Here is a 21,266-nt window from a genome sequence, read left to right as displayed (position 1 = left end):
ATCACTTGATCCCGGTGAAGTTCAGGGAGTCGATCAGGCGTCTGCCGAAGAACACCAGCAACAGCAGCACGGGGACGATTGACAAGGTCGAGGCCGCCATGAGCCCCGTCCAGTCGGGCCGGGTGTTGGGTGACTGCTGCAGGAAGATGCCCAGCGCCGCGGTGAGGGTTCGGGTCTGCTCCTTCGGTCCGACCAGCAGGGGCCACAGGAAGTCCTTCCATGACCACACCGCCGTGGTCATGGCGATGGTGATCAGCGGCCCGCGCGTCATCGGCAGCACCACCCGCCAGAAGATCATCCATCGGCCTGCGCCGTCGATGACGGCTGCCTCCTCGACGGCAGCGGGGATCGACAGGAAGAACTGCCGCAGGAAGAAGACGGCGAAGGGGGTCATCAACAGCGTCGGGGCCGCCAGGCCCGCCATGGTGTTGAGCAGCCCGAGGTTCTTGACCAGAGCGAAGTTGGGCAGCAGCGTGAAGATCGGCGGCACCATCAGGGCGCCCACGATCACGGTGAACATCAGGTCGCGGCCGCGGAAGCGAAGGCGCGCCAGCGCGTAACCGGCCATGGCGCAGCAGAACGTCTGCACTGCGGCGACCAGGGTGCTGTAGATGACGGAGTTCATCAGATACCTGATGAAGTCGATCCGGGCGCCGGACCCTCCCGCCGCTTGAGCCTCGGCGACGTCCAGGAAGCCGAGCACGCGGCTGAAATTGATCAGTGTCGGATGGTCGGGCCAGAGCCCGGTGCTGTCGGTGTAGAGATCGCCCGCAGGGGTCAGCGCGGTGCGGATCATCCAGTAGAACGGGAACACTGTGGCGACGATCGCGATCCCTAGGAAGGCCCATGCGGCCAGGCGTCCCGGGTGCTTGTGGAGGAACCTCCTCAAGGTCATTGGTTGCTTCACCCCAGGTCCGAGCTAGAGGCCTTGAGCAGGCGCAGTTGGACATAGACGAGTGCGCCGAGGATCGCTACCAGCGCGACTCCGGCCGCGGCGGCGTATCCCATCTCGAACTGGTGGAAGGCCTTCTGGTAGATGTAGAAGTAGATGACCTTGGTGACGTTGACCGGGCCGCCCTCGGTCGTCACCGCGACGGTGTCGAAGATCTGGAACGATCCGATCATTGACGTCACGAGCACCAGGGCGAGTACCGGGCGCAGCAGGGGCAGCGTGACGGTGAAGAAGGTGCGTGTCTCACCGGCGCCGTCGATGGCCGCCGATTCATACAGGTATCCCGGCGTCTGCAGCATGCCGGCGTAGAGCAGCAGCGCGGTGTATCCGGTGTAGGCCCAGGTGTTGACCAGGGCCACCGTCGGCAGTGCCCAGGTCGGCGAGGCGAAGTACGCGGTACTTTCCCCGCCGAGTGAGCTGATCAGGTGGTTGACGAAGCCGAGGTCGGCGTCGAGCAGCCACAGCCACAGCAGACCGACGGTGACGTTCGGCACCAACCACGGGACCAGCAGCATGGCTCGCACCATGACCGAACGGGTGAGCCGGTGCATCAGGGCGGCCAGCACCAGGGCCAGCAGTGTCTGTGACCCGATGTTGAGCACGACGTAGAGGGCGGTGACCTTCAAGGCGTTCCAGAACTGCGCGTCGCCCACGAGTTCCGCGTAGTTCTGTGTGCCGGTGAACTCGGGTTCGGCCAGTAGGGAGTAGTCGGTGAAGGACCACCACAGACCGCGAGCGGCTGGATAAAGGTAGAACAGCCCGAAGCCCACCAGCACGGGCAGCAGGAACAGCCAGGCCGCACGGGCGGCACCCCGCTGCGCCGGGGGACGGGGGCGGGAATCCATTCCGCCGAGGCCTGGAGCTCGCTGGCGGGCTCCGTGCCTCGGCGGAATGGATGGGGAGGTGGAGACGGTTGCCGTCATTTCGACGCCCTCGGTTGCGCATGTATTCCGCTTTGCGGAATGCGATTCTAAATGGGTGAGCGCAACAAAACCATGGCCGAAAGACAAGTGTCAAGAGCTTGCCGGGCTCTCTCAGTCGGAGCCTGGAGGCATTCGCTCGATCACCTCACGCTTGAGCTCTGCGGCTATCTCGTTCATCCGGCCGACCGTCATACGGCCTTTGGGTGCGGTGACGCTGATGCCGGCCACCGGCGCGGGCTTGCCGAAGAAGACGGGGATGGCCACGCAGCGTACGCCGTCCTCGCTCTCCTCCATGTCCACGGCATGGCCCTCGTCCCTGATCCTCGCCAGCTCGGCGATCAGCCTGGCCGGCGAGGTGAGGGTGTTGCGGGTACGGCCGGTCAGGGGGGCGTATTTCTCGATCCACATCCGGATGGCCTCGTCCGTGGGGTAGGTCCAGGCGAGCATCGCCTTGCCGACGCCCGTGCAATGCGCCGGGTTGCGGCCACCGATCACAGAGGTGATGCGCATCGCCTGCGTGGACTCGACCTTGTCCATGTAGACCACGTCGCCGCCGTCGAGCATCGCCATGTGCACGGTCTCCTGCAGCCGTTGCTGCAGGGTGACCATGACCGGGCGGATCAGCGTGCGCAGGTCCATCCGCTCGTAGTAACCGAACGCCACGGCGACCGCCTCGGAGCCGAGGAAGTAGGGGCTATGGCTGTTGTATTGGGCGGCGAACCCACGATGCTTCAGCGCGGCCAGCAGGCGGTGCAGCGAGCTGCGGGGAAGGCCTGACGCGCTGACCAGCTCGTCCAGCGTGAGGCCGGTAGCACTGCGGGACAGCAGCTGGAGGATCCGCAAGGCCCGGTCGACGCTCTCGACGGGCGAGGGGTTTGCGTCCATCGCGTTCATTATCATGCCCGCACCCTACTACACCAAATTCCGCTAAACAGAATCTTGATCTATCAAACGGAATGACCTACTCTCTCACCAACCCAACAGGTTCGAGAAGGGCACTGTGAGACGGTTCCGGCCGCTCGCCGGCCTGGCCAAGGCCGTGCCCCACTGCTGACAGCGCCGTCCGCACACCTCCGCCGCTACCGGCAGCCGACGGGTTTCGAAGATCACCCCTCACCCCCCAGGAGGACAGCCCGATGACGGCCCACAGACAACGCGCGCGGCTCGCCGTCGTGATCGCGATCGTGCTCGCCACGATCGCCGCGACGGTTCCGGCCGCCCAGGCGCGATCAACCCAGGCCTCGACCGCCGCGCTGACCACCGCCGGCGCCCCCACCCGGCCCCCCGCGCCAGCCACCCCCGACTCCACGCTGCCCGCCCATCAGTTATCCGCGGCGCCCGGGCCCCTGGACAACCCGCTGAAGGGATACGCGACCTTCTATCCCGGCAGCAACGGAACCCACGGCTACCCCCGCAGCCTCGCCTGGAGCTACTTCGGGCTCAGCGAGGTCATGACCGATCCGGCCAACTGCGGCGTCTACGACTGGACGATCCTCGACCAGTTCCTCAACGACACCGCCGCTCGCGGCAACCACTCAAACTTCTGGTTCTACGTGGAATACCCCGGCGGATCAGGCACTCATCCCGCCAACGCCACCCCGGCGTGCCTGAACGGCCGGGTGACCATGCGCCACAACGCGGTGTGGGACACCCAGAGCCCCGACTACGACGACCCTGACCTGATCGCCGCGTTCACCGGCTTCATCGCCGCTCTCGGGGCCCGCTACGACAACGATCCGCGCATCGGGTTCATCGGGCTCGGGCTCATCGGCCTGTGGGGAGAGTGGCACACGTGGCCCTATGACGAGGACACCAGCGGCGACAGTTATCCCAACTACATGCCCACCGACGCCAACGCAGCTCAGATCGTGACCGCCTACGACAACGCGTTCAGCCACACGCAACTCGAGCTCCGTTACCCCGACGCGGCCGGTGGTGCCGCCAACACCAAAGACATCGGGTACGCCGACTACTCCTTCTGCTATCGCGAGGGCAGCCCCTTGCAGGGCGTGTCCCTGCCCCAGTCGATGGGCGGGGCGAACTACGCCTTCCTCCAGCTCGCGCTCAACGAGGGGGTGGAGAACAAATGGATCACCAACTCCATCGGCGGTGAGGTCCGGCCGGAGATTCAGAGCCGCCTGTACGACAACTGGCCCAACGGCAACGGCGGCGACGTCGACAACGTCAAGGCGTGCATCGAACTGCAGCACGCGACCTGGCAGGTCAGCGAAAGCAGCCAGAACTACAGCGCCACCGACCCCAAGGTCGCCGAAGGGGTACGGCTGATGGGCTACAACCTGACAGTGCCGACCGCCTACTTCAAGGACTCCGTCACCGCGACGTCCATGAAGGTGGGCGTGAAGATCTCCAACACCGGGGTCGCTCCGTTCTATTACCCGTGGACCGTCATGCTCGGACTGAAGGACTCTGCGGGCAACGTGGTCAAGACCTGGGACACCCCCTGGGACATCCGCAAGGCCCAACCGCTGAAGATCCGCGCCTTCCCTGACTGGAACGTCGGGTCCGACCCCACCTACCTGGACTTCGGCTGGCCGGAGTACTTCGAAGCAGCCAACCTCAGCCTCGGCGGTGTCGCCGACGGCGGCTACCAGCTCGTGATGCAGGTCCGCAGCCCGCTGGAAACCATCAGCGCCAGCGCCAAGAAGCTGCGCTTCGCCAATGCCACGCAGAACTCCGACGGCTGGCTGGGCCTGGGTACCGTGCAGGTCGGGACAGGCGGCGGGAGTGACACCCAGGCACCGACTGTTCCGGCGAACCTCGCCTCCCCGGCCCAGACACAGAACTCGATCTCACTGTCGTGGAACCCGTCCACCGACAACGTCGGCGTCAGTGGGTACGAAGTCCGTCGCGGCACCCAGTTGGTGGACACCGTCACCGGTACCACGTTCATCGACACTGGGCTGGCCGCGGGCACGGCCTACACCTATACGGTCAAGGCGCGTGACGCCGCGGGGAACGTCTCCGCGGCATCCTCTGCGCTGACCGTATCGACGCAGTCGTCCGGTGGCAGCTCCGGCACGTCGTATGAGGCCGAGGCCGCGGGCAACACCTTCACCGGCACGGTCGCCTCGGCCGCATGCACCGCCTGCTCAGGCGGGCAGCGGGTGGACGGCGTCGGCTATTGGAGCAACCGGCTGACCATCAACAACGTGGCCGGCGGAACAGGCGGCGCCAAGCAGGTCACCATCTACTACACCAGCCCGGACAGCCGCACCGCTGACCTGATCGTCAACCCGCCCACCGGCACCACCGGCAGCGGCACCCCTGTCACCTTCCCCGCCACTGGCGGCACCGGGACCGTCGGCTCGGTCACCGTCACCCTCCCCCTCGCCGCAGGCAACAACGCCATCCGCATCGAGAACATGACCGGCTGGGCACCCAACATCGACCGCATCGTGGTGGACGGATCGAGTACTCCACCGGTCTCCGGCACTACGTATGAGGCGGAGGCCGCCGGCAACACCTTCATGGGCTCAGCCGCCGCCACCGTCTGCACCCCCTGCTCGGGCGGTAAGCGAGTGGACGGCATCGGCTACTGGAGCAACCGCCTGACCATCACCAACATCGCCAGCACAACCGCCGGAACCCGGCAAGTCACCATCCACTACACCAGCTCTGAAAGCCGAACCGCCGACCTGATCGTCAACCCACCCACCGCCACCACAGGCACCGGCACACCCGTCACCTTCCCCGCCACCGGCGGCACCAGCAGCCTCGGCTCGGTCACCGTCACCCTCCCCCTCGCCGCAGGCAACAACGCCATCCGCATCGAGAACATGACCGGCTGGGCACCCAACATCGACCGCATCACGGTCTGATCCGATCCGATGGTGTCCCGCGCGGCTTGGCCGCGCGGGACACCATCGCGCCTCGGTGAGGCTGCCGCCTGCCCCTGAACACCGTCGCGACCGCGAGGCGGGGGCTCACCCCCTGTGTGGACATGGCTTGTTAGGCGGCGAGCAGCACCTCATCAATGGCCTGCTGCTCGTAGTCGATCGGGCGTGAGGCAGCCGAGAGCGGAGTGCCGCCTGCGGTTGTTGTAGCAGGTGATCCACTTGAAGACGGCCAGGCAGTCCTCGTGCGCTGAGGCCAGCGCTTGACGTCCTGGAGGGTCACGCGCTTGAAGCCGGCGGCCCCCATGAACAGGCGCACGCCGGGCTCGGCGCACACCGTGGCGAACTCGGCCGAGGTGTACTGCGCCCCGTGATCGGCGTGGAAGATCGTCCCATTCAGGCTGCCGCACGTCGCGGCTGCTCGCAGCGCGTCGGTCACCAGCTCGATGCGCATGTGATCGGCAATCGACCAGTCCGCCAGCCGCCGTGACCCAGGTCCAGCACGGTCGCCAGATACAGGAGCCGGCCCTCATCGGCGGGCAGGTAGGTAGGTAGGTGATGTCGCCGATGTAGCGCTGGTTCGGGGCGCGTGCGGTGAAGTCTCACCGGATCAGGTCGGGCGCCTAGTGGTGGGAGGGTTCCGGCACAGTGGTGCGGACCTTCTTCCTCGGTTGCAAGTTCGAGGCCGACCTCACCGATCACGACCTCGTTCTGCTCCGCCTGTCCGTAAGAGCGAGGCTCCTCGGACAGGTCGGCGGTTCCTCAAGTCGTGGCGGCAGTGCAGCGAGTCGATCGATCAGACCCCTCAAAGGACAGCTTGCCCTGGAGCGACATGCTGGAAGGATCGTGGCGGCGTCCCTGCTCGCGTCACGGCCCGACCGTGGGCCCTCACGCGGTGCCTTCATCGCCCTCTCCATGAGACTCAGCGCCTGTTTCGCCGCCTCCGAAACCGTCAAGCTGCCGGAAGCACGCTCTGCCAGCGCCTCGGATCATCCGGCGAGGAGGCAACAGCCGTGGCTCACCCTTCTCTCACCTGCTCGGCGCCGCCGGGCGATGGTGGGTGAGCTGGGTGAAGTAGGCGGTCAGGAGGATGCGCGCCTGCTCGATCACGGCGGGATCGCCATCGCGCGAGTTCTGGAAGGCCAGGCGCAGGGCGATTGCGGTGGTCTCGATGGCCAGGCGCATGACCCGGTAGGGATCGGGCAGGGGCGGCAGCCCGGCCTGGCCGGTCGCGAAGTCATACAGGCGCTCGGCGAGAATGTCGCCGCCCTCCGGGACCCGGCCGTGCGGCAGGAAGGAGGCGCCGCCCGCGCGGGTGTCGGCGAAGTCGACGACGGTGAAGCCCGGCACGGTGCGGCGCATGCCGACGGTCTCCTCGATCACGATCTCGGCGGCGCGTGGCCAGGTGAGTCCCGGCTCCTCGTCGGCCCGACGGCGCAGCCGCATCAGGAGCAGGTCGAGGTTGCGCAGCGCGAAGGCGCGCATCATGCCGGGCCTGCCGTCGAAGAACTGGTAGACCGTCGCAGCGGGCACGCCCGCCCGCCGGGCCACCTCCGCCGTGGTCAGCGCGTCGAAGCCGACCTCGTCGAGGAGTTCGGCGCAGGCGTCGAGGATGCGCTCCACCCGCTCGATGCTGCGCTGCTGGACCGGTTTGCGTCGGACGCCGGAATTATCCATCATCTCCCCCTTAACATAACACCTCGTCATGTTCTAACGTGATGCCTCGTCACGTTTGGAGGGCATGAGTGGGCAATATCAGAATCGATGATCCGCCGAAGGTGTCCTTCAGCTGGATGACGCTGCTGGCCCTGGCGCAGATGGGCGTCATCATGGCGGCCACGGTAGGCGGCCAGATCCTGCTGCCCTCGCAGGTCGCCGCCATCGACCCCGCACACAAGGAGGCCTCGCTCGCGGTCGTGCTCGCGGTGGCCGCGGTGTGCACGGCCGTCGCCAACCCGTTGTTCGGCGCGATGTCCGACCGCACGAGCTCCCGTTTCGGCCGCCGACGGCCGTGGATCGTGGGCGGTGCTCTGATCAGCGCGGCCGCCCTGGCGTTCCTGGCCTTCCAGCAGACGATCGCCGGTCTGGTTGCCGGCTGGGCGGTGGCACAGCTGGCGTTCACCGCCGCGCTGGCCACCGCCATCGCGACCGTGCCCGACCAGGTGCCGATCCCGCAGCGCGGCAGAGCTTCGGCGCTGGCCGGGGTGGGCCAGCTGAGCGGGCCGTTGCTCGGCGGCGTCGTGGCCACGGTGCTGCTGACCGGCTCGCGCCCGGCGTTCCTGGCTATGGCGGCGCTCGTGCTGGTACTGATCCTGCCGTTCGGCCTGCTCACGCGCGAGCCGCGCGCCCAGCCGTGCCCGCCGTTCTCCCTGCGTGACTTCGCGCGTGGCTTCTGGGTCAGCCCGCGCCGCCACCCCGACTTCGCCTGGGCCTGGCTCAGCCGCATGCTGATCACGCTCACGCTCGCGATGGGCATCGGCTACCTGCAGTACTTTCTGCGCGACGCCGTCCACTACGAGAGCCTGTTCCCCGGCTCCACCGTCGAGCAGGGCGTGGTGGTGCTGGTGGCGGTCTTCACGCTGGGCAGCGTGGCACCGACGCTGCTGGCCGGATGGCTGTCGGACCGCAGCGGGCGGCGCAAGCCTGCGGTCTTCGCCGGCGGCCTGACGATGGCGCTGTCCGCACTGGTGCTCACCACCGCCACCAGTTGGGGGTCGGCGATCGCGGCCGCCGCGCTGCTGGGCGCGGGCTACGGCATGTTCGTCGCCGTCGACCAGGCCATGGTCACCCAGCTGCTGCCCGCCGACGCCGACCGGGGCAAGGACCTAGGCATCATCAGCCTGTCCAACTCCGCGTCGAACACGCTCGGCCCGGTCATCGCAGCGCCACTGGTCACCTCGGCCGGAGGCTATCCACTCATGTACAGCGTGGCGGCCGCGTTCGCCGTCGCCGGCGCCACTCTCGTCTGGAGGATCCGCAGTGTCCGCTGAATGGTGGCGCGAAGCCATCGTCTACCAGGTCTATCCGCGTAGCTTCGCCGACGGCGACGGCGACGGCCAAGGCGACCTGCGCGGCCTGATCTCACGCCTGGACCACCTGGCAGAGCTGGGCGTCGACGCGCTCTGGCTGAGCCCCTTCTATCCCTCGCCACTGGCCGACGGCGGCTACGACGTGGCCGACTACCGCGACGTCGATCCGCGCTACGGCACGCTGGCCGACTTCGACCATCTGGTCGCCGAGGCTGGGAGGCGGGGCATCCGCGTGATCGTCGACATCGTGCCCAACCACTGCTCGGTGCAGCACCCCTGGTTCCGGGAGGCGCTGCGCGGTGTCGGGCGCGATCGGTTCATCTTCCGCGACCGGCCCAACGGCTGGCAGTCCAAGTTCGGCGGCTCGGCCTGGACACAGGTCGAGGACGGGCAGTGGTACCTGCACCTGTTCGACGCGAGCCAGCCCGACTGGAACTGGCGCCATCCCGAGGTGGTGGCCATGTTCGAGGACGTGCTGCGCTTCTGGCTGGACCGGGGTGTGGCAGGGTTCCGGATCGACGTGGCCAACATGCTGTTCAAGCAGGACGGGCTGCCCGAGGTCGAGCTCCCGGCGGGCACGCCGCTGATTCCGGCCGACGCCGCTGTGCCGTATGAGAACCAGCCCGAACTGCTGGAGCTCTACCGCTCTTGGCGCGCGATCCTGGAGGGGTATCCCGGCGCGCGGATGAGCGTGGCGGAGATCTGGTACGGCAACGCCGAGGTGGCCAGGCCCTATCTGACGGGCGACGGGCTGGCGCAGCTGTTCAACTTCCGCCTCATGCCCGCGCCGTGGTCGGCTGCGCAGTTCCGGACGGTGATCGAGGAGTCGCACCGGCTGGCGATGGAGACAGGCGGGTCGATCCCTTGGGTGCTGGGCAACCACGACGTCCCGCGCATGGTCACCCGCTACGGCATCGACCAGGATCTCGTGCGCGCCCCGACCGCCGAGGTAATGCTCGGCCAGGTCGAGGTGGACGTTGCGGTCGGCACGCGGCGGGCGCGGGCGGCGGCGCTGCTCCTGCTGGCGCTGCCGGGCTCGGCCTACATTTACCAGGGCGACGAGCTCGGGCTGCCCGAGCACCTCACCATCCCGGCCGGCGAGCGGCGCGACCCCATGTTCGAGCGGACCGCGCGTGCCTTCATCGGCCGCGACGGCTGTCGGGTGCCGCTGCCGTGGTCGGGGCAGGCGATGCCGTACGGCTTCGCGGACGTCCCGGTGCGCCCGTGGCTGCCGCAGCCGGAGGGGTGGGGGACGCTGAGCGTGGCGGAGCAGCAAGCAGACGATGGCTCGACGTTGGAACTGTACCGGCGCGCGATCGCCGAGCGCCGCCGCCACCCCGCGCTCGGCGACGGCGACCTGACCTGGCTGGAGCACGGTCCGGAGGTCTTGGCCTTCCAGCGCGAGCCGGGCTTCACGCTGATGGTCAACTTCGGCGCCGAGCCTGTGCCTTTCACCGGCACGGTCCTGCTGGCCAGCGGCCCTCTCGACGGAGGTCTGCTGCCCTGCGACACCGCTGTGTGGCTCGCGTGATCGCGGTAGGCGACGGCCTATGGCTGCTGAGCACGCCAACGTCCGGCTATGTCGTACGGCTGGCCGGCGACGCGACGCCCACCTGCGCGCACTGGGGCCCGGCGCTCACTCTCGACCAGGCACGCGACCTGCCGGCCGGGTGGCCGGAGCTGCCAGTGGAGGGGGGCGCGTGGTTCGGCGTGGCCGGGCTGCAGATCAGGTACGGCGACGCCGTCCGCGGTGTGGAGTGGCGCCACCTCGGCCACGCGGTGGAGGGCGACCAGCTGGTCCTGCACATGGCCGACGGGCACTACCCGCTGGAGATCACCCTGCACTATCGGGTGCGGGGCGAGACGATCGAACGCTGGACCACCGTCACCAACTGCGGCGCCGAGCCGGTCACGCTGCTGCGCTGCGACTCAGCGGCGTGGAGCCTGCCGCACCGGGACGGCTACCGGCTTAGCCACGTCAGTGGCGACTGGGGTCGCGAGTTCCAGCTGCGCCGTACCGACTTGACGATGGCGGAGACCGTGCTGACCAGCCGCCGCGGCCACAGCGGGCACCATGCCAACCCCTGGCTCATGGTCGACGACGGCCATGCCACCGAGGAGCACGGCGAGGTGTGGAGCGTCGCCCTGGCTTGGAGCGGGAGCTGGCGGATCACGGTCGAGCGTGATCAGCACGACCGGGTGGGCCTCAGCGGTGGTTTCGGGCACGAGGGCTTGACCTGGCGGCTCGGCGCGGGCGAGTCCGTCGACACGCCGGTGTTCGCCGGCGTGTACTCACCCGCCGGATTCGGCGGCGCCAGCCATCGCTGGCATGACTACGCCCGGACGTTCCTGCTTGACGACCGGACCCGGCCCGTGGTCTTCAACTCGTGGGAGGCGACCGAGTTCGACATCTCCCAGGAGCAGCAGATGGCGCTGGCCGAGCGGGCCGCGGCGCTGGGCGTCGAGCTGTTCGTGATGGACGACGCCTGGTTCGGCGGGCGCACCAGCGACCGCGTCGGGCTGGGCGACTGGTGGCCCAACCCCGACCGGTTCCCTGAAGGACTGGCGCCGCTGATCGAGCACGTCAGGAAACTGGGCATGACCTTTGGGCTGTGGGTGGAGCCGGAATCGGTCAACCCGGACAGCGAGCTGTACCGGACACATCCCGAATGGGTGCTGCGCCAGCCCAACCGGCGCAGCACCGAGGTGCGCAATCAGCTGCTGCTGGACTTCTCCCGCAACGAGGTGGCCGCCTGGGCGCACCGCTGGCTCGACGACCTCGTGCGGCGACACGACATCTCCTTTCTGAAGTGGGACATGAACCGGCCCTTCACCGAGGCGGGGGACGAGGTGTGGGTGCCGTTCGTGCGCAACGTCTATGCGATCATCGACCAACTCCGCGCCGACCATCCGCAACTGACCATCGAGGGCTGCGCGAGCGGCGGCGGCCGGGCCGACCTGGGCATGCTGGCCCGCACCGACCAGACCTGGACCTCCGACAACACCGACGCCGCGCAGCGGATCGCCATCCAGCACGGCTACTCACAGCTCTACCCGGTGCGCACCATGGGAGCGTGGGTGACCGACAGCCCCAACGCGATCACCGGGCGCCTCACGCCGCTGCGCTTCCGCTTCCACGTCGCCATGAGCGGCGCCCTGGGAATCGGCGGCGACCTGCTGCGCTGGACGCCACAGGAGCTGGAAGAGGCGACGGCGCTGGTGGAGCAGTACAAACGCATCCGGTCCGTGGTGCACGGCGGACGGCTGGACCGGCTCGGGCGGTGGGCCGTGCAGTACACGCTCGAAGACGAGGTGGCGGTATTCCTGTGGCGGCCCACCACGCTGGTGGGCCGCGACGCGCCAGTTCGGCTACGCGGCCTGGACCCTGACGGTGTCTACCGGGACGAGGACACCGGCGTGCTCCATCACGGCGCGGTCCTCATGAGCCATGGCCTGCCCAGGCCCCTGCCGTTCGACGCGCTCAGCGACCTGAGGAGGCTGATCCGGTGCTGACCTCGTGGGGACGGGACCTCGATCCCGATGCGGTTCTGCCCGAGTACCCGCGGCCGCAGCTGGTCCGCGACAGCTATCTCAACCTCAACGGCCGCTGGGAGTACGCATTCGGCGATCGCGAGCCGGAGGTCTACGAGGGCGAGATCATCGTCCCGTTCTCACCGGAGGCGCCGCTGTCCGGCGTCGGGCGGCAGCTCCAGCCGGGCCAGACCCTCTGGTACCGGCGCCCGCTGCGGCTCCCGGACGGCTTCGCCGTACCGGGTGGGCGGGTGCTGCTGCACTTCGGCGCGGTGGACCAGGAGTGCAGGGTCTTCCTGTCCGGAGTCCAGGTGGGGGCGCACGAGGGCGGATATCTGCCCTTCACCTGCGACATCACCGACATTCCCGAAGGCATGCTGGTCGTGGCGGTGCGTGATGATACGGGCAGCGGGTCGCGCGGCAAGCAGAAGCTGGAACGGGGCGGCATCTGGTACACCGCCCAGTCCGGCATCTGGCAGACGGTGTGGGCCGAGTCCGTGCCCGCCGTGCACGTGGAGCGGCTGACGCTCATCCCCGACCTGGCCGGATCGGCCGTCGAGGTAACGGTACACGCCTCGGCGGGCACGGCCCAGGTCGAGATCTTCGCCGACGGCGTCGCCGTCACCTCCGCGGCCGCGGAGGTCGGCACGGCTGTCCGCGTGCCGATGTCCGAGGTACGGCCGTGGAGCCCGGAGGATCCGTTCCTCTACGACGTAGCGGTCTCGCTCGGCGAGGATCGCGTCGCCGGATACTTCGGGATGCGCTCCTTCGGGGTGGGCCCCGGCCCGGACGGCGTGCCCAGGCTGCTGCTGAACGGCCGACCCTACTTCCACGCCGGGATCCTGGACCAGGGCTACTGGCCGGACGGCCTCTACACACCCCCGTCCGACGAGGCGATGATCCACGACATCGCCACCATGAAGCGGCTCGGCTTCACCATGCTGCGCAAGCACATCAAGCTCGAGCCGCTGCGCTGGTACCACCACTGCGACCGGCTCGGCATGCTCGTCTGGCAGGATCTGGTCAATGGCGGCGAGCCGTACCGGCCCCTGGTCATCACCGCTCCCGTGCTCACCCCGCTGTGGCTGGACGACCGGCGGCACCGCGTGTTCGGCCGAGGCGACAGGGCCGGGCGGGAGCGTTTTGAGACGGAACTGCGTCAGACCGTCGAGCACCTGCGCAACGTGGTGAGTCTGGCGGTCTGGGTGCCCTTCAACGAGGGGTGGGGGCAGTTCGACGCCGCACGCATCGCCGGTGAACTGGCCTCGTTGGATCCCACCCGGTCGATCGACCACGCCAGCGGCTGGCACGACCAGGGCGCGGGCGACCTGCGCAGCCTGCATGTCTACTTCCGGCGCTTCCGCCCGCCCCGGCCCGACGGGCGCGTGCTGGCGCTGACCGAGTACGGCGGCTACAGCCTTCCTGTCCACGGGCACGTCTGGGGTTCCGGGCGGTTCGGGTACCGGCGTTTCGACGATGCCACACGGCTCGGCGCCGCCTTCGCCCGGCTGCATCTGCGCGAGATCGTCCCGGCGATCGCCCGCGGGCTGAGCGCCACCGTCTACACCCAGCTCAGCGACGTCGAGGACGAACTGAACGGGCTGCTCACCTACGACCGCGAGGTGCTCAAACTGGACGCGGACCTGATCCGCTCGATCAACGAGAAGCTGAGGCTGGCATGACCTACGAGCGCGAGATCACCGAACCCGTCGACCTGTGCCTGCCGGGCGGCCGGCTCAACCCCGCGGCGGTCGGCTGGAGCCGGCGCCCGCTGCACCGGTCCAACCTGCGCGGCTGGGGGCGCGCCAAGCGGTGGGAGTACTGGGGCATCGTCACCCCCACCCACATCATCGGACTGGTGGCCGCCTCACTCGACTACGCCGGGCTGCACGGCCTGTACGTGTTGAACCGCGACACGGGCCAAGAGAGCGCCAAGGACGTGGTGGTGCCGCTGGCCCGGAGGGCGGTCATGCCCGACCGCAGCGGCACGGGAACGGCGTCGGTGGAGGGTGGCGGGCTCCGCATCGACTTGGCCGCTCACGCGGGCGGGACCACGATCCGCGCGGTCTCCGCCACCATCGAGCTGGAGGTGGAGGTGAGCCTGCCTGTCAGCCACGAATCGCTGGGCGTGGTGGTACCTTGGGGCGCTCACCGGTTCCAGTACACGGTCAAGGACCTCGGCCGACCCGCTCAAGGCACGCTCAGGGTCGGGTCACAGACACACCCGATCGACTCCGCATTCGCCGTGCTCGACCACGGCCGCGGCAAATGGCCGTACTCGGTCGTCTGGAATTGGGCGGCCGGCTGCGCGCCGGGCCGCGCCATCCAGCTCGGCGGCAAGTGGACCGACGGCACCGGCTCTACCGAGAACGCTCTGTTTCTCGACGGCCGCCTGCACAAGATCAGCGACGAGCTGGAATGGCACTACGATCGCTCCGACTGGAAGCGCCCCTGGCGCATTACCGGGCCGCGTGTCGAGGTGGAGTTCCACCCCTTCCATGAGAAGACCGCCAAGAACAACCTGCTGGTCGTCGCCAGCAAGATCCACCAGTGCTTCGGTCACTTTACCGGCCGCGCCCGAGCCGACGACGGCTCCTGGATCGACCTCGACGGGCTCACCGGCTGGGTGGAGAATGCCCGTCACCGATGGTGAGCCTCAGCCCTGGCCGTCTCTGAGCAAGGGCGGGGCCGACCACCAGGGATCCTCGTGCGGCGGAATCCCGTTTCCTGCATCACTCGGCGTTCGGCCCCTCCCCGGCCATCGATGGGGTCTTACGGTCGTGGTACTGGACCGTGATCTCGCAGCCGAGGAATCTCGCCGCACCTGGTCGGGCAGGTGATCAACGCCTGGTGAGGCAGACGCCGCACCAGCACCACCTCAACAGCGCAAGATCATTCAAGCAGAGGCCTCTACGATTCGAGTTGCCACACCGCCTGCGGAAAGCGGGGCTTCAGTACGTGGCGCGGCCGCCACTGATGTCGTAGACGGCACCGGTGGAGAAGCTGACCTTGTCGGAAGTGAGCCAGGCGATGAGTTCGGCGACCTCGTCGGGCCGCCCGACGCGGCGCATGGGGATGAGGCTGGTGATGTGGGCCAGGGCCTCGGGGCCAGTGTCGGCGTTCATCGGGGTCTCGATCACGGCAGGGGTGATGGCATTGGCCAGTACGCCACTGGTGGCCAGTTCCTTACCCAGGGACTTGGTGAGCGCGATGACCGCGGCCTTGGAGGCCGAGTACGGCGCCATGTTCGGATTGCCGTCCTTGCCGGCCATGCTGGCGATGTTGACGATGCGGCCCCAGCCGCGCTCGCGCATGCCGGGGACGAAGGCGCGGCAGGTGTGGAAGGTCCCATGCACGTTGACCTCGAAGGTACGCCGCCAGCCGTCGTGAGGGGTCTCCCACAACGGGCTGGTGGGACCGACGATGCCGGCGGAGTTGATCAGGATGTCGACGGGGCCGACGTCGGTGGCGGCGGCCTGCACGGCGTCGGCGTCAGTGACGTCGACGACAAGGTCGGCTCCGTCGGCGACGTCGAGGGTGATGACCTTGACGCCGTCGGCTTCCAAGCGGATGGCGGTGGCCTTGCCCAAGCCGCTGACGCCGCCGGTGATGATGGCGGTGCGCAAGGAGGTCATGAGGTCCTTTCAGTGGGATTCGCGGAATACATGGTGGCCGCTGGAGCCGATGAGAAAGTCGAGATCGGCGCCGGTGTTGGCCTGCTGGACGGTTTCGACGTAGAGACGCTGCCAGCCGCGGTCCGGGCGGGCGAACGCCGTGGCGGCGGCGTGGGAGAGGTCACGGGCGGCCAGTTCGGCGGCCGAGACCTCGATGTCCAGCCGCCGGTTGGGGACATCGAGGATGATCATGTCGCCGGTACGGACCTTGCCAAGAGGGCCGCCCGCGGCGGCCTCGGGGGCGACGTGCAACACGACGCTTCCGTACGCGGTACCGCTCATCCGGCCGTCGCAGATGCGGACCATATCGCGCACTCCCTGGGCCAGCAGCTTGGCTGGCAGCGGCATGTTGGACACCTCGGGCATGCCGGGGTAGCCCCTGGGGCCGCACCCGCGCAGGATGAGCACCGAGTCGGCGATGACCTCCAGATCGGGATCGTCGATGCGGGCGTGCAGGTCCTCGATGGAGTCAAACACGACGGCGGGGCCACGGTGCTGGAGCAGGTGGGGTGAGGCGGCGGCGGGCTTGATGACAGCGCCGTCCGGGGCCAGGTTGCCGTACAGGACCGCGATCCCGGCATCCTCCTGGAGCGGCTGCCGACGGGAGCGGATCACCTCGCGGTCGTAGGTCTTGGCGTCGCCGAGGGCCTCGACCAGGGGCCGGCCGGTGACGGTGATCGCGGCCGGGTCGAGCAGGTCGCGAACCTCGTTCAGCACGGCATGCAAGCCACCCGCCCGGTACAGGTCCTCCATCAGGTGGCGGCCAGCCGGCTGCAGGTCGACCAGCAGGGGGACCCCGGAGCCGGTGTGGTCGAAGTCGTCCTGGCTGAGGTCGACGCCGAGGCGCCCGGCGATGGCAAGCAGGTGGATGACGGCGTTGGTGGAGCCGCCGAGCGCGGCCAGGGCAACAATGGCGTTGAGGAACGAGCCGCGGGTCAAGACGGTGCTCGGACGGCGGCCGACCGCGACCATCTCGACGGCGAGGGCGCCTGTGGCGTGCGCGCCTTCCAGCAGACGGCTGTCGGGTGCGGGGGTGCCGGCTAGGCCTGGCAGCGTCATCCCGAGCACTTCGGCCAGCAGGCCCATGGTGGAGGCGGTGCCCATCGTGTTGCAGTGACCCTTGCTGCGGATCATGGACGATTCGGAGCGCAGGAACTCCGCCTGGGTCAGGTTTCCGGCGCGGACCTCCTCGCTGAGCTTCCACACGTCGGTGCCGCAGCCCAGCGCAGCTCCGCGAAAATGCCCGGTGAGCATGGGACCGCCGGGCACGACCACCGCGGGCAGGTCCACCGACGCGGCGGCCATCAGCAGTGCTGGGATGGTCTTGTCGCAGCCGCCGAGCAGTACCACGCCGTCGATGGGATTGGCTCGCAGCATCTCCTCGGTGGCCATCGCCGCCATGTTGCGCCAGAGCATGGCGGTGGGCCTGACCTGCGTCTCGCCGAGCGAGACGACCGGCAGGTTCAGGGGTATGCCGCCCGCTTCCCACACGCCGCGCTTGACGTGCTCGGCGACCTCGTCCAGGTGCATGTTGCACGGGGTGAGGTCGGAGGCGGTGTTGGCGATGGCGATGTGCGGTCGGCCGTCGAAGGCGTCGGCGGGCAGTCCGCGCCGCATCCATGCGCGGTGAATGTAGGCGTTGCGATCGGTGCCGGAATACCACTGGCTACTACGACTCATAATCTTCCAATAATTGGAACTTATATCGATCTAACGGAACTTGTTTGGACACTAGCGGATCAGCAGCCCCAGAGAAAGCCATCTTTCATTTTTCGGAACGATGGTCTAACGTTCGGAATATGTCCGATGCCAAGCTAGTGGGGTCCGATCGCGTGCTGGCGGTGCTGGCTGAGCTGGCTCGCCATCCCAACGGGATCGGGCTGGAGGAGATGGCCCGTGCGGTGGACAGTTCCAAGCCCACCGTCCACCGAGCGCTCGCTTCGTTGCGCCGGGCCGGCTTCGCCGCCCAGAACGGCCACGGCCGCTATCTCTTGGGGAACGAGTTCCTGCGGATGGCCTTCGCCCACCAAGAGGCGCGGCCCGATCATGTACGTGTCATGCCGGTGCTGGAGGCCCTGTGTGACCGGTACGGCGAGACCGTGCACTACGCAGTGCTCGACGGAACCTCGGTCGTCTACCGGTCCAAACTGGACCCGCCCGCGGGAGCGGTCCGGCTGACTTCGGTCGTCGGTGGCCGCAACCCGGCCCACTGCACCGCGGTGGGCAAGATCCTGCTGGCCGAGGCCCTTCGGGACGAGGACGCCGTACGCGCGTGGGTGGGCGATCGCACACTGGAACGGCCGAGCGAACGCTCGATCGGGACCGCTGAGGAGTTGCACGCCGAGCTCGTACGCATCCGCGACCAGGGCTACGCCACCGACGACCAGGAGAACGAGCCGGGCGTCAACTGTGTAGCGGTTCCGGCATACCTGACCTCGCCCACCGTACCCAGCGGCGCGATCAGCGTCAGCGGGCTGGCCTACCGCACCCCGCTGCGGAAACTCGTCAATGACCTGCCCGCCATCCGCGCTATCGTCACCGAAAAGGATCCTTGGTGAAGCTGACCGCGACCCCGGCCTCGGCCGGGGTCTACGCCCTCGGCGAGGGCCCTGTCTGGGACGCCGCGCGGCAGCGCCTGCTGTGGGTCGACATCATCACCGGCACCGTGCACGAAGGCCTGCTCGACGCCGCAACCGGCCAGGTCACCAGCACCGGCGCCCAGACCTTCGACGGCACCGTGGGCGCGGTCGCCGTCTCCGAGGACGGCCGGCTGATCGTAGCCGGGCAGGCGACGCTGATCCGCGTGGACCTTGACGGTCGCCGCACCGAGCTGGCCCGGGTGCTGCCCGCCGGGGTCCACAGCAGACTGAACGACGGAGCCGTGGACCCGGCCGGGCGCTTCCTGATCGGCAGCCTGGCACAGGACGACCGCTTCGGGCAGGAGGTACTGGCCCGGCTGGAGGAGACAGGGCTCATCTACCTCGACACCGACCTGGTCCTTTCCAACGGCCTGGCCTGGTTCGGTGACCGGCTCTACAACGTGGACACCGTCCCCGGCACCGTCTGCGCACGCGACTACGACCCCGCCACCGGCAGGACGGGCCCGCGACGGGAAGCATTCACGATCACCGACGGCAAGCCCGACGGGATGTGCGTCGACGCCGACGGCAATCTGTGGATCGCCATCTGGGGTCGCGGCCGCGTCGAGTGCCGCACACCCAAGGGCGAGCTGCTGGCCACCGTCGAGACCGGCGCTCCGCACACCTCCAGCGCCACCTTCGCCGGTCCCAGCCTCGACACCCTCGTCATCACCACCTCCACCCAGCACCTGACCGAGCCGGGCCCCGGCTGCGGCCGCCTGTTCACGGCGAAGGTCGGCGTCCGCGGCCTGCCCACGCCCTACTGGAACCCCCTCTGATCTCCGGAGAACCGCCTTGTATCTCATGCGCATCGGCGCGCCCGGCGCCGAAAAGCCGGTCGTCCGCGTGGACGACACCCACTACATCGACGTCTCCGACGTCACCCCCGACTTCGACGAGCGCTTCTTCGCCGCGGGCGGCCCGGCCCTGCTCAGCGACCGGGTCACCCGGGGGGACGTGAGGGAATTCGCCGGTGAGCGGATCGGCGCGCCGATCGCCCGCCCGCACCAGATCCTGTGCATCGGCCTGAACTACAGCGATCACGCCGCCGAGACCGGCCAGGCCGTGCCCGCCGAGCCGATCCTGTTCACCAAGTCGCCCAACACCCTGGTCGGCCCGGACGACGACGTGCGTATCCCGCGCGGCTCGACCAAGACCGACTGGGAGGTGGAGCTCGGCATCGTGATCGGCCGCCGCACCTCCTACCTGGACTCGGTCGAGGAGGCCGCGGCCGCGATCGCCGGCTACTGCGTGGTCAACGACGTCAGCGAACGCGCCTTCCAGATGGAACGCGGCGGCCAGTGGAGCAAGGGCAAGTCGGCCGAGACGTTCAACCCGGCCGGCCCCTGGCTGGTCACCCCCGACGAGCTGGCCGACGTCCGGAACCTGGGCATGTGGCTGGACGTCAACGGCGTGCGCCGCCAGACCGGCAGCACCAAGACGATGATCTTCGACCCGTACGTCATCGTGCACCACCTGAGCCAGTTCATGGTGCTGGAGCCCGGCGACCTGATCAACACCGGCACCCCGCCCGGCGTCGGCATGGGCCACGACCCGCAGATCTGGCTGCGACCGGGCGACGTCATGGAGCTCGGCATCGACGGGCTCGGCAGCCAGCGCCAGCATGTCCTGGGCGCCCGGTAATGCGCGCACTGGTCGTCACCGGACCGGGTAAGGCCGAGGTCCAGGAGACCGAACCGCCCATCGCTGGGCCCGGCGAGGTGATCGTGGACGTCGAGCGGGTGGGCGTGTGCGGCACCGACATGGAGTTGTTCAGCGGCGAGATGAGCTACCTGCACAGCGGCCGCTCGTGGTATCCGCTGCGCCCCGGCCACGAATGGTGCGGTACGGTCACCGCGCTCGGCGAGGGCGTGCAGGCCGACTGGCTGGGCCGCCGTGTCACCGGCGACACCATGCTCGGCTGCGGCCGCTGCCACCGTTGCCGTGCCGGCCATCATCACATCTGCGCCGATGTGGCCGAGATCGGCATCAGCCGCGGCCGTCCTGGCGCGCTGGCCGAACAGCTCGCCGTCCCCGCCTCGGCGCTGCAACCGCTGCCGGACACCGTGGACCTCACGCTGGGCGCGCTCGTCGAACCCGGCGGCAACGCGCTGCGCGCCATCGAGAGCACCGGCCTGGCAGCCGGTGAACGCCTGCTGGTTCTGGGAACCGGCACGATCGGCCTGCTGGCCGCGCTGTTCGCACGCGCCCGCGGGATCGAGGTCCACCTGCTCGGCCGCGATCCCGAAGGGCTGCGCCTGGCCCGGACGCTCGGCTTCGAGGGCGCTTGGACCAAGCCGTCACTGCCGGAGCTGGCCTGGCACGCCGTGGTGGACGCCTCCAACGCCCCCGGCCTGCCCGCGCTCGCGCTTGAGCTGGTCGAACCGGCCGGGCGGGTGGTCTGCATCGGCCTGGCCGGTACACCATCCGCCATCGACACCCGTCATCTGGTGCTCAAGGACGTCACCGCGGTCGGCGTCCTGGGCGGCTCGGCGGGGTTGGCCGGGGCCATCGACGCCTACGCCGGCGGCTCGGTGGACGCCCGTCCGCTGGTGGCCGCCACGGTCGGGCTGGCCGAGACGGCCGGCGTCCTGGCCGGACGGCGACCGCCCAGCGCCGGCCCGGGGCCCAAGATCCACATCGATCCCCGGCAATGAACCTGGA

16 protein-coding genes and 2 pseudogenes are annotated in these 21,266 nt (G+C 68.8%); 11 read left to right on the top strand and 7 right to left on the bottom strand.

All coding sequences use genetic code 11. The features are described from left to right. Position 1: 1 nt before the first annotated feature. The 3 genes from FHS22_RS33120 to FHS22_RS33110 all read right to left on the bottom strand — a co-directional run bounded on the left by FHS22_RS33120 (position 2) and on the right by FHS22_RS33110 (position 2,760). Complete coding sequence (locus FHS22_RS33120; RefSeq protein WP_221474429.1) at positions 2-814, bottom strand: carbohydrate ABC transporter permease; 813 nt, start codon at positions 812-814, stop codon at positions 2-4. A gap of 89 nt (positions 815-903) precedes the next feature. Continuing rightward, the gene (locus FHS22_RS33115; RefSeq protein WP_221474428.1) at positions 904-1,797 is read right to left on the bottom strand and encodes a carbohydrate ABC transporter permease; all 894 of its coding nucleotides are present in this window, start codon (positions 1,795-1,797) and stop codon (positions 904-906) included. A gap of 189 nt (positions 1,798-1,986) precedes the next feature. Beyond that, positions 1,987-2,760: an IclR family transcriptional regulator gene (locus tag FHS22_RS33110; RefSeq protein ID WP_184948136.1), complete on the bottom strand. Its 774-nt coding sequence runs from the start codon at positions 2,758-2,760 to the stop codon at positions 1,987-1,989. A 251-nt stretch (positions 2,761-3,011) separates the two neighbouring features. Between FHS22_RS33110 and FHS22_RS39070 the strand changes: the two genes are divergently transcribed. Next, positions 3,012-5,714 (top strand): fibronectin type III domain-containing protein, encoded by a 2,703-nt coding sequence (locus tag FHS22_RS39070; protein WP_184948135.1) that lies wholly within the window; start codon positions 3,012-3,014, stop codon positions 5,712-5,714. Positions 5,715-5,866: 152 nt separating this feature from the next. On the opposite strand, the pseudogene FHS22_RS38620 reads toward FHS22_RS39070, so the two are convergent. Further along, positions 5,867-6,397: pseudogene (locus tag FHS22_RS38620) on the bottom strand (DDE-type integrase/transposase/recombinase); the annotation flags it as partial. Here FHS22_RS38620 and FHS22_RS39730 point away from each other — a divergent pair. Then, positions 6,393-6,622 (top strand): annotated as a pseudogene (locus FHS22_RS39730) (IS982 family transposase); the annotation flags it as partial. The pseudogenes FHS22_RS38620 and FHS22_RS39730 overlap by 5 nt on opposite strands. Positions 6,623-6,758: 136 nt before the next feature. Here the strand turns inward: FHS22_RS39730 and FHS22_RS33095 are convergent. Then, on the bottom strand, positions 6,759-7,409 hold the full coding sequence (locus tag FHS22_RS33095) for a TetR/AcrR family transcriptional regulator (protein WP_184948133.1): 651 nt from the start codon (positions 7,407-7,409) through the stop codon (positions 6,759-6,761). 98 nt (positions 7,410-7,507) lie between these two features. Here FHS22_RS33095 and FHS22_RS33090 point away from each other — a divergent pair, with 98 nt between their 5' ends. The 5 genes from FHS22_RS33090 to FHS22_RS33070 are packed head-to-tail and all read left to right on the top strand — an operon-like array spanning position 7,508 to position 14,942. Next, complete coding sequence (locus tag FHS22_RS33090; protein WP_184948132.1) at positions 7,508-8,719, top strand: MFS transporter; 1,212 nt, start codon at positions 7,508-7,510, stop codon at positions 8,717-8,719. After that, the gene (locus FHS22_RS33085; protein ID WP_184948131.1) at positions 8,709-10,289 is read left to right on the top strand and encodes an alpha-amylase family glycosyl hydrolase; all 1,581 of its coding nucleotides are present in this window, start codon (positions 8,709-8,711) and stop codon (positions 10,287-10,289) included. The genes FHS22_RS33090 and FHS22_RS33085 overlap by 11 nt, the downstream gene beginning before the upstream one ends. Further along, positions 10,286-12,271 (top strand): alpha-galactosidase, encoded by a 1,986-nt coding sequence (locus tag FHS22_RS33080; RefSeq protein WP_221474427.1) that lies wholly within the window; start codon positions 10,286-10,288, stop codon positions 12,269-12,271. Before FHS22_RS33085 ends, FHS22_RS33080 begins: the two co-directional genes overlap by 4 nt. Next, positions 12,265-13,971, top strand: coding sequence for a glycoside hydrolase family 2 protein (locus tag FHS22_RS33075; protein ID WP_184948129.1), 1,707 nt, complete (start codon positions 12,265-12,267; stop codon positions 13,969-13,971). Before FHS22_RS33080 ends, FHS22_RS33075 begins: the two co-directional genes overlap by 7 nt. Next, positions 13,968-14,942 carry a DUF2804 domain-containing protein gene (locus FHS22_RS33070; protein ID WP_184948128.1) on the top strand — a complete coding sequence of 325 codons (975 nt, stop codon included), beginning with the start codon at positions 13,968-13,970 and terminating at the stop codon, positions 14,940-14,942. The genes FHS22_RS33075 and FHS22_RS33070 overlap by 4 nt, the downstream gene beginning before the upstream one ends. Positions 14,943-15,240: 298 nt before the next feature. Here the strand turns inward: FHS22_RS33070 and FHS22_RS33065 are convergent, their stop codons facing one another. After that, positions 15,241-15,924, bottom strand: a complete 684-nt coding sequence (locus tag FHS22_RS33065; protein ID WP_184948127.1) for an SDR family NAD(P)-dependent oxidoreductase — start codon at positions 15,922-15,924, stop codon at positions 15,241-15,243. 9 nt (positions 15,925-15,933) lie between these two features. Further along, positions 15,934-17,643, bottom strand: a complete 1,710-nt coding sequence (locus tag FHS22_RS33060) for an IlvD/Edd family dehydratase (RefSeq protein ID WP_221474426.1) — start codon at positions 17,641-17,643, stop codon at positions 15,934-15,936. Between the two features lie 119 nt (positions 17,644-17,762). Between FHS22_RS33060 and FHS22_RS33055 the strand changes: the two genes are divergently transcribed. Genes FHS22_RS33055 through FHS22_RS33040 form a run of 4 tightly spaced genes read left to right on the top strand, consistent with a single transcriptional unit; the run spans position 17,763 to position 21,259 of the window. Continuing rightward, a complete protein-coding gene (locus FHS22_RS33055) occupies positions 17,763-18,521 on the top strand; it encodes an IclR family transcriptional regulator (RefSeq protein WP_184948126.1) in 759 nt (252 codons plus the stop codon). Then, the gene (locus FHS22_RS33050; protein WP_338048051.1) at positions 18,518-19,381 is read left to right on the top strand and encodes an SMP-30/gluconolactonase/LRE family protein; all 864 of its coding nucleotides are present in this window, start codon (positions 18,518-18,520) and stop codon (positions 19,379-19,381) included. Before FHS22_RS33055 ends, FHS22_RS33050 begins: the two co-directional genes overlap by 4 nt. 16 nt (positions 19,382-19,397) lie before the next feature. After that, a complete protein-coding gene (locus FHS22_RS33045) occupies positions 19,398-20,246 on the top strand; it encodes a fumarylacetoacetate hydrolase family protein (protein ID WP_184948124.1) in 849 nt (282 codons plus the stop codon). Continuing rightward, positions 20,246-21,259, top strand: a complete 1,014-nt coding sequence (locus FHS22_RS33040; RefSeq protein WP_184948123.1) for a zinc-dependent alcohol dehydrogenase — start codon at positions 20,246-20,248, stop codon at positions 21,257-21,259. Before FHS22_RS33045 ends, FHS22_RS33040 begins: the two co-directional genes overlap by 1 nt. Positions 21,260-21,266 lie beyond the last annotated feature (7 nt).

This window comes from Thiemannella venezuelensis (assembly GCF_014203605.1).
In the GTDB taxonomy this organism is placed as follows: Bacteria; Actinomycetota; Actinomycetes; order Streptosporangiales; family Streptosporangiaceae; genus Planomonospora_A; species Planomonospora_A venezuelensis.
The sequence above is the reverse complement of the archived record's forward strand: the minus strand, read 5'-3'. Positions and strand labels throughout refer to the sequence as shown.

Bases quoted from the DNA above. Each gene is read 5' to 3' on its own strand.
- FHS22_RS33115 (WP_221474428.1), bottom strand. From the start codon at position 1,797: ATGGATTCCCGCCCCCGTCCCCCGGCGCAGCGGGGTGCCGCCCGTGCG.
- FHS22_RS33110 (WP_184948136.1), bottom strand. From the start codon at position 2,760: ATGGACGCAAACCCCTCGCCCGTCGAGAGCGTCGACCGGGCCTTGCGG.
- FHS22_RS39070 (WP_184948135.1), top strand. From the start codon at position 3,012: ATGACGGCCCACAGACAACGCGCGCGGCTCGCCGTCGTGATCGCGATC.
- FHS22_RS33095 (WP_184948133.1), bottom strand. From the start codon at position 7,409: ATGATGGATAATTCCGGCGTCCGACGCAAACCGGTCCAGCAGCGCAGC.
- FHS22_RS33070 (WP_184948128.1), top strand. From the start codon at position 13,968: ATGACCTACGAGCGCGAGATCACCGAACCCGTCGACCTGTGCCTGCCG.
- FHS22_RS33065 (WP_184948127.1), bottom strand. From the start codon at position 15,924: ATGACCTCCTTGCGCACCGCCATCATCACCGGCGGCGTCAGCGGCTTG.
- FHS22_RS33060 (WP_221474426.1), bottom strand. From the start codon at position 17,643: ATGAGTCGTAGTAGCCAGTGGTATTCCGGCACCGATCGCAACGCCTAC.
- FHS22_RS33055 (WP_184948126.1), top strand. From the start codon at position 17,763: ATGTCCGATGCCAAGCTAGTGGGGTCCGATCGCGTGCTGGCGGTGCTG.
- FHS22_RS33040 (WP_184948123.1), top strand. From the start codon at position 20,246: ATGCGCGCACTGGTCGTCACCGGACCGGGTAAGGCCGAGGTCCAGGAG.